The sequence below is a fragment of the Mesorhizobium sp. LNHC209A00 genome, from assembly GCF_000502915.1.
In the GTDB taxonomy this organism is placed as follows: Bacteria; Pseudomonadota; Alphaproteobacteria; order Rhizobiales; family Rhizobiaceae; genus Mesorhizobium.
In genome coordinates this window covers 28,931-42,597 of the sequence record NZ_AYWT01000005.1, presented here as the reverse complement: position 1 = coordinate 42,597, position 13,667 = coordinate 28,931, and the positions used below count along the sequence as shown (strand labels likewise).

Annotated in this window: 17 protein-coding genes; 3 read left to right on the top strand and 14 right to left on the bottom strand. The window is 63.5% G+C overall.

The window, feature by feature from the left end; all coding sequences use genetic code 11:
* Nucleotides 1-170 precede the first annotated feature (170 nt).
* The 3 genes from X739_RS151090 to tesB form a co-directional block, all read right to left on the bottom strand.
* Entirely contained in the window at nucleotides 171-1,526 is a 1,356-nt protein-coding gene (locus tag X739_RS151090) for an ammonium transporter (protein ID WP_023784148.1), read from the bottom strand.
* A gap of 31 nt (nucleotides 1,527-1,557) precedes the next feature.
* Nucleotides 1,558-1,896 (bottom strand): P-II family nitrogen regulator, encoded by a 339-nt coding sequence (locus X739_RS151095; RefSeq protein WP_015315049.1) that lies wholly within the window; start codon nucleotides 1,894-1,896, stop codon nucleotides 1,558-1,560.
* A 297-nt stretch (nucleotides 1,897-2,193) separates the two neighbouring features.
* Entirely contained in the window at nucleotides 2,194-3,054 is an 861-nt protein-coding gene (gene tesB, locus X739_RS151100) for an acyl-CoA thioesterase II (RefSeq protein ID WP_023771879.1), read from the bottom strand.
* A 109-nt stretch (nucleotides 3,055-3,163) separates the two neighbouring features.
* Here tesB and X739_RS151105 point away from each other — a divergent pair, with 109 nt between their 5' ends.
* The gene (locus tag X739_RS151105; RefSeq protein ID WP_023771880.1) at nucleotides 3,164-4,423 is read left to right on the top strand and encodes a ubiquinone biosynthesis hydroxylase; all 1,260 of its coding nucleotides are present in this window, start codon (nucleotides 3,164-3,166) and stop codon (nucleotides 4,421-4,423) included.
* Between the two features lie 112 nt (nucleotides 4,424-4,535).
* Here the strand turns inward: X739_RS151105 and X739_RS151110 are convergent, their stop codons facing one another.
* The 3 genes from X739_RS151110 to X739_RS151120 form a co-directional block, all read right to left on the bottom strand.
* Complete coding sequence (locus X739_RS151110; RefSeq protein WP_023784146.1) at nucleotides 4,536-5,066, bottom strand: hypothetical protein; 531 nt, start codon at nucleotides 5,064-5,066, stop codon at nucleotides 4,536-4,538.
* Nucleotides 5,067-5,203: 137 nt separating this feature from the next.
* A complete protein-coding gene (locus tag X739_RS151115; protein WP_023794798.1) occupies nucleotides 5,204-5,560 on the bottom strand; it encodes a YciI family protein in 357 nt (118 codons plus the stop codon).
* Nucleotides 5,557-5,784 (bottom strand): hypothetical protein, encoded by a 228-nt coding sequence (locus X739_RS151120; RefSeq protein WP_023771883.1) that lies wholly within the window; start codon nucleotides 5,782-5,784, stop codon nucleotides 5,557-5,559. Before X739_RS151120 ends, X739_RS151115 begins: the two co-directional genes overlap by 4 nt.
* Nucleotides 5,785-5,996: 212 nt before the next feature.
* On the opposite strand from X739_RS151120, the gene X739_RS151125 reads away from it, so the two are divergent.
* Nucleotides 5,997-6,422: an OsmC family protein gene (locus tag X739_RS151125; RefSeq protein WP_023771884.1), complete on the top strand. Its 426-nt coding sequence runs from the start codon at nucleotides 5,997-5,999 to the stop codon at nucleotides 6,420-6,422.
* Nucleotides 6,423-6,578: 156 nt separating this feature from the next.
* Here the strand turns inward: X739_RS151125 and X739_RS151130 are convergent, their stop codons facing one another.
* The 7 genes from X739_RS151130 to X739_RS151160 all read right to left on the bottom strand — a co-directional run bounded on the left by X739_RS151130 (nucleotide 6,579) and on the right by X739_RS151160 (nucleotide 11,813).
* On the bottom strand, nucleotides 6,579-7,208 hold the full coding sequence (locus X739_RS151130) for a DUF480 domain-containing protein (protein WP_023794797.1): 630 nt from the start codon (nucleotides 7,206-7,208) through the stop codon (nucleotides 6,579-6,581).
* Nucleotides 7,209-7,261: 53 nt separating this feature from the next.
* The gene (locus X739_RS151135; RefSeq protein WP_023771886.1) at nucleotides 7,262-8,041 is read right to left on the bottom strand and encodes a succinate dehydrogenase iron-sulfur subunit; all 780 of its coding nucleotides are present in this window, start codon (nucleotides 8,039-8,041) and stop codon (nucleotides 7,262-7,264) included.
* Nucleotides 8,041-8,475: a hypothetical protein gene (locus X739_RS151140; protein WP_023771887.1), complete on the bottom strand. Its 435-nt coding sequence runs from the start codon at nucleotides 8,473-8,475 to the stop codon at nucleotides 8,041-8,043. The genes X739_RS151135 and X739_RS151140 overlap by 1 nt, the downstream gene beginning before the upstream one ends.
* Nucleotides 8,476-8,477: 2 nt before the next feature.
* Nucleotides 8,478-10,313 (bottom strand): succinate dehydrogenase flavoprotein subunit, encoded by a 1,836-nt coding sequence (gene sdhA / locus X739_RS151145; protein WP_023794796.1) that lies wholly within the window; start codon nucleotides 10,311-10,313, stop codon nucleotides 8,478-8,480.
* Between the two features lie 4 nt (nucleotides 10,314-10,317).
* Nucleotides 10,318-10,713: a succinate dehydrogenase, hydrophobic membrane anchor protein gene (gene sdhD, locus X739_RS151150; protein ID WP_023784142.1), complete on the bottom strand. Its 396-nt coding sequence runs from the start codon at nucleotides 10,711-10,713 to the stop codon at nucleotides 10,318-10,320.
* Nucleotides 10,713-11,129, bottom strand: coding sequence for a succinate dehydrogenase, cytochrome b556 subunit (gene sdhC, locus X739_RS151155; protein WP_023794795.1), 417 nt, complete (start codon nucleotides 11,127-11,129; stop codon nucleotides 10,713-10,715). The genes sdhD and sdhC overlap by 1 nt, the downstream gene beginning before the upstream one ends.
* Nucleotides 11,130-11,387: 258 nt before the next feature.
* Nucleotides 11,388-11,813, bottom strand: coding sequence for a hypothetical protein (locus X739_RS151160; protein WP_023794794.1), 426 nt, complete (start codon nucleotides 11,811-11,813; stop codon nucleotides 11,388-11,390).
* 271 nt (nucleotides 11,814-12,084) lie between these two features.
* Here X739_RS151160 and X739_RS151165 point away from each other — a divergent pair, with 271 nt between their 5' ends.
* On the top strand, nucleotides 12,085-12,447 hold the full coding sequence (locus tag X739_RS151165) for a hypothetical protein (protein ID WP_023771892.1): 363 nt from the start codon (nucleotides 12,085-12,087) through the stop codon (nucleotides 12,445-12,447).
* Here the strand turns inward: X739_RS151165 and X739_RS151170 are convergent.
* The gene (locus tag X739_RS151170) at nucleotides 12,431-13,648 is read right to left on the bottom strand and encodes a GGDEF domain-containing protein (RefSeq protein ID WP_023794793.1); all 1,218 of its coding nucleotides are present in this window, start codon (nucleotides 13,646-13,648) and stop codon (nucleotides 12,431-12,433) included. The two genes, X739_RS151165 and X739_RS151170, sit on opposite strands and share 17 nt — an antisense overlap.
* Nucleotides 13,649-13,667 lie beyond the last annotated feature (19 nt).

Below are 13,667 nucleotides of genomic sequence, written 5' to 3'. Positions count from 1 at the left end.
GAGGCCCGGAGCGATCCGGGCCTCAAGGCGTGAACTCCTTGCGGGAGCGTCACGACGGGATGCTTTCAAAGCAATTCCAGAAAAAAGGGATTCGCGGTCCCTCCGGAACTGCGCGGCAAACATGGGGCCGGCGGGAGGAGGGTTCCGCCGGCCCCGTTGGCAAGGATGCCTTACGGCACCACTTCGCCATGCTGAGAGATGTCGAGGCCTTCGACCTCTTCCTGGGTCGTCGGACGCAGGCCGACCAGCGCCTTGACGACGTAGAGAATGACGAAGGTGGCAACCGCCGTCCAAATAATGGTGACGGCGACACCGTAGATCTGCTTGCCGAGCGAAGCGCCCGACGAGAGGCTGTTGATCGCAGGGTCGGCAAGCACGCCGGTCAGCAGAGCGCCGACCACGCCGCCGACGCCATGCACGCCGAAGGCATCGAGCGAGTCGTCATAGCCGAACATGTGCTTCACCTTGACCGCCGAGAGGTAGCAGACGACGCCAGCGACGATGCCGACGATGAAGGCGCCGGTCGGGTTGACGAAACCGGAAGCCGGTGTCACCGCGACGAGGCCTGCGACGGCGCCCGAGATGATGCCGAGCACGGAAGGCTTCTTGGCGATGATCCATTCGGCGAACATCCAGGCCAGTGCCGCGGCGGCGGTGGCAACCTGGGTGTTGAGCATGGCGGCACCGGCAAGGCCGTCGGCCGCCAGTTCCGAACCGGCGTTGAAGCCGAACCAGCCGACCCACAGCAGCGATGCGCCAATGACCGAATAGACAAGGTTATGCGGCGCCATGTTGGTGGTGCCATAGCCTTCGCGCTTGCCGAGAACCAGAGCGCAGACGAGGCCCGCGACACCGGCATTGATGTGAACGACCGTGCCGCCGGCGAAGTCGAGCACGCCAGCCGTACCGAGGAAGCCGCCACCCCAGACCCAATGCGCGATCGGCACGTAGACGATCAGCAGCCACAGCGCCATGAAGATCAGCAGTGCCGAGAACTTGAAGCGTTCGGCGAAGGCGCCGGCAATCAGCGCCGGCGTGATGATGGCGAAGGTCATCTGAAACATCGAGAAGACGAATTCAGGGATGTTGGCCACACCCGGCAGCCACAGGCTGGCGGTGGTGATGCCGTGGTGGAAGAATTTCGAGGTGCCGCCGAGATAGGCATTCATGCCGCCGCCGTCGGAAAATGCCAGCGAATAGCCGAACATGAACCATAGCACCGTCACCAAGCAGGTGATGGCGAAGCTCTGCATGACGGTGGCGAGCACATTCTTCTTGCGCACCATGCCGCCGTAGAACAGCGCTAGGCCCGGGATGGTCATCATCAGCACCAGCGCCGTGGAGGTCAGCATCCAGGCGGTGTTGCCGGTATCGAGAACCGGGGTGGGCGCGGCAGCAGGTGCCGCTGCAGCGGCAGCGGGTGCGGCTTCCTGCGCGAAGGCGGCGACGCTGCCCAGCGCTGCGAGAGCGAGCGTGCCCAGAAGGGCCGCCCGTCCCGTCGTCTTCAAGGTGGAAGGAATATTCATTGAACTCTCCATTGGAATACGTGTTCGCCGCTCAGAGCGCGTCGCTGTCTGTTTCGCCGGTGCGGATGCGCACCGCCTGGTCGATGCCGAAAACGAAGATCTTGCCGTCGCCGATCTGGCCGGTCTTGGCAGCGGCTGTGATCGCTTCGACGGCCTTGTCGACCATGTCGGCCGCGACCGCGACTTCGATCTTGATCTTCGGCAGGAAGCTGACCGCGTATTCCGCCCCCCGATAGATTTCCGTATGCCCCTTCTGACGCCCGTAGCCTTTGACTTCGGTGACGGTCAGGCCCTGGATGCCGACGGCGGTAAGCGCTTCGCGTACCTCGTCCAGCTTGAACGGCTTGATGATTGCCATCACGATTTTCATAAGGTTCACCCTTTGCTGTTGCGGTGCCCCGCGTTTGCACGACTTCACCGATCCCAAAGAGCCGGAGAGTGCTCCCAAGGATTCAAGCTCCGTGCCAAGTGCCGAAGCAGGGTGTTAAGCTGTTGTAAACAAAAAGAATGGAGCGACAGTCATTAATAGCTGTGTGCGTATGCGGCGCGCCACGTGCTCAAAATTTAAGCATTTTTGCGAAATTGCCTAATTTGCCGGCTTTGAGCATGATCAGGAAAATGGAATCGGCTTTCGCAAAGAATCTTGCTCAAAGAAAACAACGAATGCTCAACGCTTGAGCCGGATCAACCCTTCCTGTGCCATCGAGGCGATCAGCGTGCCATCGCGGGCATACAGCGTGCCGCGGCTGAAACCGCGCGATCCCGAGCTCGACGGACTGTCCTGCGCATAAAGAAGCCAGCCGTCGAGCGAATGCGGCCGATGGAACCACATCGAATGGTCGAGGCTGGCTGCCTGGATGTCGGGATCGAACAGACCGCGCCCATGGGCGAAGGTCGAGGTGTCGAGCAGCGTCATGTCGGAGAGGTAGGCGAGCAGCACCGACTGCAGCGCGCGGTCGTCGGGAACCGGCCCGGCAAGTCGGATCCAAACATTCTGCCGGGGCGGCAGTTTGTCGCGGCTTTCATAGTGCTGGAGGTTCACTGGCCGCAGTTCCAGCGGTCGCTCGCGCGCCCAGAAACGGCGAACCGCCTCCGGCACCCGGTCGGCCGTTTCGAGCAGTTGGCGCTGCGTCTTCAGCCCTTCCGGCGGCGGCACGTCGTCAGGTAGCGCGAACTGGTGCTCGAGCCCCTTCTCGTCGACCTGGAACGAAGCTTCCAGCGAAAAGATCGCCTGTCCGTGCTGGATTGCCAGCACCCTCCGCGTGGTGAAGGAACCGCCGTCGCGAATGCGATCGACCTCGTAGATGATCGGCACCTTGATGTCGCCGGGGCGCATGAAATAGCCATGCAGCGAATGCACGAAACGGTCCGGCTCCACCGTTCGCTGCGCCGCCACCAGCGCCTGCGCGATGGTCTGGCCGCCGAACACGCGCTGCCACTCCACCTGGGGGCTGCGACCACGATACAGATTGTGTTCCAGCCTCTCGAGGTCGAGAATGCGCAGAAGCTCGTCGATCGCCGCCGTCATGTTTTGTGACCTCGCCGCAAAATTGCTATGGCGGTTTCCGACAGGAAGAACGAGCCGTCAAGGCCGCAAGCAAGGGCGCAGGCCCGTCGGCACGCAAGGAGCCAAGACAATGGAACGCAAGGCGGACGCCAAGGCCAGATCCGGGCTCGATGTCCTCGTCGCCGGTGCCGGCTATGTCGGCCTAGCCGCCGCGGTCTCGCTGAAACAGGCCCGCCCGGGCCTCGCCGTGGCGCTGGTCGACGCGGCGCCCGCCGGTTCCTGGGAAAGGGATGGCCGCGCTTCCGCCATCGCCGCGGCGGCGTGCCGCATGCTCGACCAGCTCGGTATCTGGGCCGAGATCGCGCCGAAGGCGCAGGCGATCACCGAGATGATCATCACCGATTCACGCAGCGCCGATCCGGTGCGCCCGGTCTTCCTGACCTTCGGCGGCGAGGTGGCGCCGGGTGAGCCCTTCGCGCATATGGTCGCCAACAGGGCGTTGAACGGCGCCTTGCGGGCCAAAGCCGAAAAGCTCGGCATCGACATCATCGAAGGCGTGGCGGTGCAAGGCTTTGAGACCGATGGGGCCGGCATGTCAGTGCATCTGGCCGACGGCGCCACGTTGGAGACGCGGTTGCTCGTTGCCGCCGATGGCGTCAATTCCAAACTGCGCGACATGGCCGGCATCAAGACGGTCAAGTGGGAATATGGTCAGTCCGGCATCGTCTGCACCGTGGCACATGAACGCCCGCATAACGGCCGCGCCGAAGAGCATTTTCTGCCCGCCGGCCCGTTCGCCACGCTGCCCCTGACACCCGGCGAGGACGGCACCAACCGCTCGTCGATCGTCTGGGTCGAACGGGCGGAAGATGCGAAAACGCTCGTCGAAGGCGACGATCTCGTCTTCGAACACGAACTTGAACAGCGTTTTGGGCTGAAGCTTGGAGAGATCCGCGTCGCCGACAAGCCGCGCGCCTGGCCGCTGGGTCTCACCATCGCGCGCGCCTTCGTGGCACCGCGCATAGCGCTTGCCGGCGATGCCGCCCACGGCATCCATCCGATCGCCGGCCAGGGCCTCAATCTCGGCTTCAAGGATGTGGCCGCTCTTGCCGAGGTGATCGTCGAGGCCGACCGGCTAGGTCAGGACATCGGCGCGCTCGACGTGCTGGAACGCTACCAGCAATGGCGGCGTTTCGACACCGTGCAGATGGGCATCACGACCGATGTGCTGAACCGGCTGTTTTCCAACGACATCACCCCGCTGCGCACCGTCCGCGACATCGGTCTCGGTCTCGTCGAGCGTATGCCACGGCTGAAGGAGTTCTTCATCCGCCAGGCATCGGGACTGTCGTCCGGCACGCCGAGGTTGCTAAAGGGCGAGGCGATCTGATCGTCTCGCTGACTTAACGTCGCGGGCTGTGGCCTGCGCCGCGTCGCTCCGCTCCTTGCTCCGCTGTAGATGACTATGAGGCGGGAGTTTCGCGCCAATCGCCGAGGCGATCTCAGTTCACTTCAAAACCAAGCTTCTGGCGCAGTCGCAGCATGCGCTGGTCGGGTATCTTAAGGCTCTGCTCTCCGCCCTGAGCCACCCGGTTCAGCATTTGCAGCAGATCGTCCCGTTCGTTCGGGTCGAGGCGTTCGCGCAGGAAGGGCGCCAGCTTGTCGATGACGATGGTGGTGTCGTCTATCTGCGACGCGGCCCACTTGGCGTAGACGACCGCCTCGTCGGTCTTCTTCGGCCCGGCCGCGATCTGCGAAATCACCTCGCGAATGACGGCCTCGCGCCGCGGCAGAACAGGGCCATCTTCCGAAACGATCGCGGTGATCAGCGTCGCGGCCGCCACGACCGGATCATCGATCGCCGTCAGCGGCGAGAGTGCGGCCTGCTTGCGCAGCTTCTTGCGCCTGATGTTGCCTTGAACGCGCCCGACGACTTCGGCGACCTCCCGCGCGGCGTCGTTCATCGCCTTCATCCGGTACCACCACAATGCCGCCGCTCCGAGCACGCCAAGGACAGCAATCAGGAAAGGCATGTCCAAATCCCCTAAAGTCTTGGGGCGACGATAGGAGAACTCGTGGCTTGCTTCAACACGCAAGAATTGAGCCCCGGCAAGACGGGACGTTCGCTCAACAGAACGTACTGGTTTCCAAGTGAGCGCATGACAGGGAATTATGACCCCGGCACGTTGTAGATCGCGCGCACCTCGATCGTGCCGATTTCGGCCAGGGGAATCTCACTGGCGATGTCCAGCGCCTCGTCGAGATCCTGCGCTTCGATCATGACGAAACCGAGCAACTGCTCCTTCGTTTCTGCGAACGGCCCGTCGGTGATCAGCTGCTTGCCCTTGCGCCGCCGTACGGTCTTCGACGTCTTCACCGATTGCAGTGCCTGCGCGATGATCAGCTTGCCTTGTTGATCCAATGACCTGTCATAGGCCAGCGAGTCGGCATCGAGCTTGGCGGCACCCTCGGCGGTCAGCGCATGCAGGTCTTTTTCCTCACCATAGACCAGGCAGACATATTTCATCTCGAGCTTCCTTCTTGTGACAAACCATAGGCTGCGGCGACAACCATGTCAGCCTTGCCCGCGACCGTTGCCGCATGGTCGAGAAGGCATGCCGCGACCGTGATGATGGCAAGGGCCGCCAGCAGCCTGCCGAGGCCGGACGCCGGCGGGTCCAGCCAGAAGTCCTCCTGTCGCTCAGGCCCGCGGCCTGGCCTCTTCCACAGCGCGAAAAACAGATTGTCCATGTGAACCTCCATCCGGCCACAAATCCCGTGGCCGCCCGCAGGACGAGCGGCCCGGATGGAAGCCGACATTTTTGCATGGGTATTTTTTCGGCGGAAAAGGCCGTCATCGTGCCGTGGTCCAAACAGCGCAGTGGTCTTCGCCCACGTCCGCGCTATAGTTGGCCGGACGCTGGCTCACCCAGGACAAGTTCACGACAACCCAGGAGGACTTCATGGACCGCACCGCAAACGCCGTCTGGAAAGGCAATTTGAAAGAGGGCAAGGGCACGCTCGACACGCAGAGCGGAACCCTGAAGGGTACGCCCTATTCGTTCAAGGCGCGCTTCGAGGACGAAAGCGGCAAATCCGGCACCAATCCGGAAGAACTGATCGCGGCCGCCCATGCCGGCTGCTACGCCATGCAGCTCTCGCATTTCCTCGCCGAAAACGGCACGCCGGCGCAAGAACTCGACGCCAAGGCCGTGGTGACGCTGGTTCCCGGCACCGGCATCACCGGCAGCGCCATCACCCTGGTCGGCAAGGTGCCCGGCATCGATGCGGCGAAGTTCAAGGAATTGGCCGAGAAGGCCAAGGCGGAATGCCCGGTCTCTCAAGCGCTCGGCGCGATCAAGGTTTCGCTCGACGCCAGGCTTGGCTGAAGGGTTTGGCCTGAAGTGACAAACGCCGGCTCCGGGGCCGGCGTTTCTGCATCGGAGATTGGCGGAAGCGGTTGCAGCATCCAATCTGGCCCATCGTGAGGGAGATGCCCGGCAGGACAGAGGGGGCCATCCCGTCGACGTCTCGGATTGGCGGCCTCAACCGCCCAGCGCGTCAAGCCGGGCGCGAAGGGCCGCGACTTCCTGCTCCAGCGCCTCCAACCTCGCTTCCAGATTGGAGGCCGGCGCGGCCGGCGCACTGCGCTGAGCCGAGAGGACGGCAACATCCACCGGACCGCCGAGGAGATGCACGTAGCGGTCCTCGCGTTGGCCCGGCCTGCGCGGGATTTCCTGGACCAATGGCGGCCGGCGGCCGATCAGCATGTCGAGTTCGCCGCGCAGGTCTTCGATCGATGAAAACCGCGCCATGCGCTCAGCGCGCGCCAGGAGCTCATGTGCCGTCTGAGGTCCGCGCAGCAAGAGCAGACCGAGCAACGCGGTCTGCGGCGTGGTCAGCGAGAAACGCTGCGCCATCTGATGCTCGTAGCGCTCCACGCGCGAACCGAACATCTGCCGTACAAGTCCCTTCTGCTCAAGCAGTTTCAGCGCCCTATGCACCTCCGTCTGTTCCAGCGCCATGACCGGCTCACGCGCCGTCTTCTGGTTGGCGGCGGCAAGTGCGGCATTGAGCGTCAGCGGATAGACGTCCGGCGTCAGCTCTTTCTTCTCGATCAGGCAGCCGAGCACGCGGGCTTCGGCAGGAGAGAGGGTGGGAAGGTCTTCGCTCATGAGATTGGCTATGCTTTCGAGTTTGGCGGGACAGCGTCCTCCGTGCTGCCGGACTAAACCCTTCTCTCCACCATCATCTTCTTGATCTCGGCGATCGCCTTCGCGGGATTGAGCCCCTTCGGGCAGGTCTGCGCGCAGTTCATGATGGTGTGGCAGCGATAGAGCCGGAACGGGTCTTCGAGATTGTCGAGCCGTTCCCCCTTGGCCTCGTCGCGGCTGTCAATCAGCCAGCGATAGGCCTGCAGCAGCGTCGCCGGGCCGAGATAGCGGTCGCCGTTCCACCAGTAACTCGGGCACGAGGTCGAGCAGCAGGCGCACAATATACACTCGTAGAGCCCGTCGAGCTTTTCGCGGTCCTCGTGGCTCTGCAACCATTCCTTGGCCGGCGTTGGCGACACCGTCTTCAGCCATGGCTCGATGGAGGCGTGCTGGGCGTAGAAATTGGTAAGATCGGGCACCAGGTCCTTGATCACGGGCATATGCGGCAGCGGGTAGATCTTGACCGCGCCCGATATGTCGTCGCAGCCCTTGGTGCAGGCGAGCGTGTTCGAACCGTCGATGTTCATGGCGCAGGAACCGCAAATGCCTTCGCGGCAGGAGCGGCGCAAGGTCAGCGTGGGGTCGATCTTGTTTTTGATCCACAGCAGCGCGTCGAGCACCATCGGCCCGCAATCGTCCATGTCGACGAAATAGGTGTCCATGCGCGGGTTCTCGTCGTCGTCCGGCGACCAGCGATAGATGCGGTATTCTCTGAGATTGGTGGCGCCCTCCGGCTTCGGCCAGGTCTTGCCCTGCTGGACCTTCGAGTTCTTTGGGAGTGTGAGTTCGACCATTACCTCAGGTCCTTTCGGATGACGAGCTTCAGCCCGGACCAGATTTCGTTCACGGCGGCGACCTTGACGTCGACAAGATCGAGCTTGAGCGCTTCAGCGCGGACAACGCCCTCGGTGACGTCGGTGGCCACTTTCGAGGCCTTCTTTGGCCAGGAAACCCAGACCATGCCGTCGCGCTTGATCGCCGTCTCGAGTGCGCCGAGGCGCTCCTCGATCTCGGCGCGCTGTCTCGTGAAGGCGTGGACGGCGTCGTATTTCAGCACAGCGCCTGAAATGTCGGACCAATCGGCCAGCCGGTCGACGTAGGCAAAATCGACAGCCTCGGCGAGGTCCGCGAGTTCGGGCGGCAGTGCGATGAAGGCGGCAATCATCCCATCCTTCAGGCCGAGCTTGGCCGCAAGGGGCGTACCGGAATATCCCGCCGCCGTCGCCATCCTCAGTACACCCTGGCCTTCGGCGCAATCTTGGCCAGACTGATGCCGCCGTCCTTTTCGGCCAGCAGCGGTTCGGTGTGCACCGGCCGATAGGTCAGCGTCACCGTGCCGTCCTCGCTGAGATGGGCGAGCGTATGCTTGCGCCAGTTGGCGTCGTCGCGTGCGGAAAAATCTTCCCGAGCATGCGCGCCACGGCTCTCCTTGCGCGCCTCGGCGCCATAGACGGTGGTGATGGCGTTGGCCATCAGGTTTTCCAGTTCCAGAGTCTCGACCAGGTCCGAGTTCCAGATCATCGAGCGGTCGAAGACTTTGAGATCCTTGAGCTCGGTCCAGATTTCCGAAATACGCTTGCAGCCGCTTTCGAGCGATTCCTGCGTGCGGAACACCGCGGCATCTTCCTGCATCGCCTTTTGCATCTTTTCACGAAGGACAGCCGTCGGCGTCGAGCCGTTGGCGTGGCGGAGCCGGTCGAAGCGATCCATGATCTTGTCGACCGAAGCCTGGTTGGGCGACGGGATCGCCGCCTTGCGGTCAATGACCTGGCCGGCGCGGATCGCCGCGGCGCGGCCGAACACCACAAGGTCGATCAGCGAGTTCGAGCCAAGCCGGTTGGCGCCGTGCACGGAAGCGCAACCGGCCTCGCCGACCGCCATCAGGCCGGGCGAGACCCGGTCGGGGTTGTCCGCGGTTGGATTGAGCACCTCGCCCCAATAATTGGTCGGCACGCCGCCCATATTGTAGTGCACCGTCGGCAGCACCGGGATCGGCTCCTTGGTCAGGTCGACGCCGGCGAAGATTTTCGCCGACTCCGAAATGCCTGGAAGCCTTTCGTGCAACACCGCCGGATCGAGATGATCGAGGTGCAGGAAGATGTGGTCCTTGGCCTTGCCGACGCCGCGGCCCTCGCGAATTTCCAGCGTCATGCAGCGCGAGACGACATCACGCGAGGCGAGGTCCTTGGCCGACGGTGCGTAGCGCTCCATGAAGCGTTCGCCCTCGGAGTTGACGAGATAGCCGCCCTCGCCGCGCGCGCCCTCGGTAATCAGGCAGCCGGCGCCATAGATTCCGGTCGGGTGAAACTGCACGAACTCCATGTCCTGCAACGGGAACCCCGCCCGCGCCGCCATGCCGCCACCGTCGCCGGTGCAGGTGTGCGCCGAGGTCGCCGAAAAATAGGCGCGCCCATAGCCGCCGGTCGCCAGCACCACCATCTTGGCCGAGAAGCGGTGGATGGTGCCGTCGTCCAGATTCCACGCTACGACGCCTGTGCAGGTGCCGTCCGGTTCCATGATCAGATCGAGCGCGAAATACTCGATGAAGAACTGCGCGTTGTTCTTCAGCGACTGGCCGTAGAGCGTGTGCAGGATGGCATGGCCGGTGCGGTCGGCGGCCGCACAAGTGCGCTGCACCGGCGGCCCGTCGCCATAGTTCATCATGTGGCCGCCGAACGGCCGCTGGTAGATCTTGCCCTCTTCGGTGCGCGAGAACGGAACGCCGTAATGTTCGAGTTCGTAAACGGCGGCCGGGGCTTCACGCACCAGATATTCCATTGCATCGACATCGCCCAGCCAGTCCGAGCCCTTGACGGTGTCGTACATGTGCCACTGCCAGGAATCCGGGCCCATGTTGGACAGCGACGCGGCGATGCCGCCTTGCGCGGCAACCGTGTGCGAGCGGGTCGGGAACACCTTGGTGATGCAGGCGGTGCGCAGGCCCTGTTCGGCCATGCCAAGCGTGGCGCGAAGCCCGGCGCCGCCGGCGCCGACGACGACCACGTCGAACTTGTGATCGACAAAGGTATAGCCTGATGTGTTGGCTGATTTCGTGTCCTGGGCCAAGACTTCAGCCTCCGAATGCCAGTTTCAGCAGGGCGAAGAGCGAAGCGACGCCGACCGCTATGGTGAAGAATGTGTTGAGGGCGATCAGCGCCAGCTTCATGCCTTCGCCATGCACATAGTCCTCGATGATCACCTGCATGCCGATCCGCATATGGTAGAGCGGCGAGATGAGCACCAGGGCCATGACCAATGCCACGAACGGGTTGGCGAGCGCTGTCCGCACCTGTGCATAGCCGGCGCCGTTGAGCGCGATCAGGAACCCGGTGAAAAACAGGATCAGCGGGATGTTGGCGATCGCCGTCAATCGCTGGCGCCAGAAATGCCCGGTGCCTTCGCGGGCAGAGCCCAGGCCGCGCACCCTGGCCAGCGGGGTGCGCATGTCGGTGTTCTTCGCACTCATCACAAAGCTCCCCGCGCCATGGTGCCGGCGACCCAGATCAGCAGCGTGAGCAGAATCGAGCCGGCAAGCGTCGCCCAGGCGATCCTCGAGGCGGCGTGCTTTTCAAGCCCGGCGCCGGTGTCCCAGATCAGATGGCGGACACCGCCGAGCATGTGATGCATCAGCGCCCAGCTATAGCCGAACAGGATCAGCCGCCCGAGCCAGGTGCCGAAGGCCCAGTTCACCCAATCGAAAGCCGGCTGCGAGGATGCCGCCGCCATCAGCCAGGCGGCAACCAGCAGCGTGCCGAAGTAAAGCGCGCCCCCGGTGATGCGATGGATGATCGACATCGTCATGGTGATCGGCGGCCGGTACACGCTCAGGTGCGGCGACAGCGGCCTTGCGCGTCTGGCTTGGGTGGCTGGTGATTTGCTCATGGCTGCCCCAGTTCGGCGTCTGCCGCTCAGGTGGAAATGCGGCATTGCCGCTTCCCGTTGCGACTTCGGACAGCCGGTTTCTAATGCTCTTTTTGCACCGCGTCAAAGCCAGAAAACCGTTTCGAAAACGTAATTTAGTCTGACTAAAAGGTCGGATACGGCTTCAATCGATTAGCGGGTGGAGCGGCCGAAGCCGGCTCGATATCGCTGCAGTGCAGCATGTCTGGATAGGGGCGCGGCCGTGTCGAGATTTGTGTCTCACCGGGTGCAGGTCGGCGGTGTGGACCCCCTCTTCATCACCAGCGCCTCGCGTCCGTCGATCACGATTGCGTCATGCGTGACCGCCTGGTAGCGGCTGCTCTGGTTTGCCGGTGACGCCGCGAACTCCTCGGTGACGCCCTCCTGGCCGACCACGCGCAGCGACGTGCCGAGGTTTTGAATGGTGATCATGCCGCCATTGCCGCATCTGTAGGTGGCAGTGCCCGTGGTGAAGCGCGGGGCGGTGAGATCGGTGGTGATCTTGGTCGCCGGTCGCGCGGACTGTTGCTGGACGGGAGCGGCAGGCGCCACCAGGGGTGTCGCTGTGTTGGCGGCCTTGGGCGCGCCGTCCTCCGGCACACAGGCTCCAGCCGCGAGAAGCAGCGGAATAGCGAACGACACCCGAAGCGTTCGGTCAAACGTCATGTGCTGCCCCCTCATGGCCGGGCACGCTAGCCACGCGGCGCGCCAAGATCAAGTTTACCCCGGATTAGACCGGCCATGTCGACCCATTGGGGACATCGGCGGCGCCCGCGAAATTAACCATGTTCATTAAGAAACGGTCGTCGGGCCGCTCCTCCCCTTAACAAAGGTTAAGAAAAGGTTAATTTCCGATTCGGATCAGATCGGGGCGCGATCTCTCTCGCGCCGACACAGGGAGAGCGACATGCGGTCGAAATCAGAGCGGGCCAAATCAGTGCGGACCAAATCAGTGCGGACAAGCCTCGCGGCCCTCACGCTGGCAGCGCTTGCCGTCACGGTGGCCGCGCCGGCCGAGGCCGGCTTGCGCCATCATGACCGCGTCTACGCCGATTCGTTCGGCAATCTCGTCATCGACAGCGCAGCCGGCTACAAGCGCATCATCGTCGGCGAAGGCAAGCTGGCCAGGCAATTGTCCGACTACACCAGCGCCGGCCAGCCCAAGGTGATCTACCAAGACGAATCCGACGACATATCGGGCGAAGGGGACTGCTATCGCCCACCAGTGTTCGTCAAGGGCCGCTCCTATATGTACGGCCTGTCCGACGGCGAAATGCCGGAGCTCAGCCCCTGCCGTTGATGCGGGCTTGGCCGATTTTGACCACCGCCAGCCCATCGGCTGGCCCGGTGGAGACACGTACGCAGTCGCGCCCGGCGTTCTTTGCCAGGTAGAGCGCTTCATCCGCGCGCCGCATCAGGTCGGAAAAGCCTTCGCTCACGTGGAGCTCGGCAATGCCGAAGCTCGACGTGCAGCGGTTGTCGGCCGGCAACCCGCTGATAGGCAATGCGCCGAAGGCGTGGCGGGTGCCTTCCGCGAACAGCCGGGCGGCTGCAAGGTTGGCGCCTGTCAGGATAACGGCGAACTCCTCGCCACCGATGCGGCCAAGCACGTGATGGCCCTCGGCCGCTTCTCGCAGCAGGCCGGCAAAGGCCTCGATCACCCGGTCGCCGGACGCATGGCCGAAGCTGTCGTTGACGGACTTGAAATGATCGAGATCGGCGATGACCATCGCCACCGGCACCCCCAGGCGCCTGGCGTCGTGTACGGCCAGCTCCGCATGACGCGTGAAGCCGCCACGGTTGAGCAGGCCCGACAGCGTGTCCACCTCCGACTTCGACGTCACTTCGGCAAGCACATCGCGAACGAGAATGCCCAGCGTCAGCAGCGCCAGCGCCAAGGCAAAGACAGTGCCCAGCGACTGCGACACCAGCGCGTAGCTGCTTTGCAGATAGGCCTGCGGATTGGCGCCCCAGCCGCCGAGCGCATGCGCGATGAACGGCTTTGAGGCAAACTGCAGGCCGCTGGCCGCCAGCACCGCCATCAAGATCAGATCGAGCCGACCGCGGCTTTGCCTGGACGTCCAGACGATGCCAAGGCTAACGAACTGCATGGCGGCGTAGGGCAGCTGGTAGGCCATGATGCGGGTGAGCGACTGGCGCGGCAGATCCTGCACGAAATAGACCGCGATGGTGGTTGCGGCCAGGAAGAACAGCATCGGCGTCCATGGCGGCGCCACGCCATATTTGCGGGCAAGTCCGCCGTTGAAGGCAATGGTGGCGCCGAGGAAGACGGCAAAGGCCGTAACCACGGGAAGCCGCGCATCGTTGAAGGCCGGAATGCTGAATTCGATCGCTGAATAGACCACGCCGAGGACATAGGCTGACGCCAGCCAGCGCGCCGGCGCGCGGCCGGCATCGTGGAACGAGACAGCCATGAAGGATGCCGCCAGCAGCCCGGCAACCGCCAGATTGATCAACAGGATGAAGTTGGCGCCGCTCATCTATCCTCAGACCCCCGCC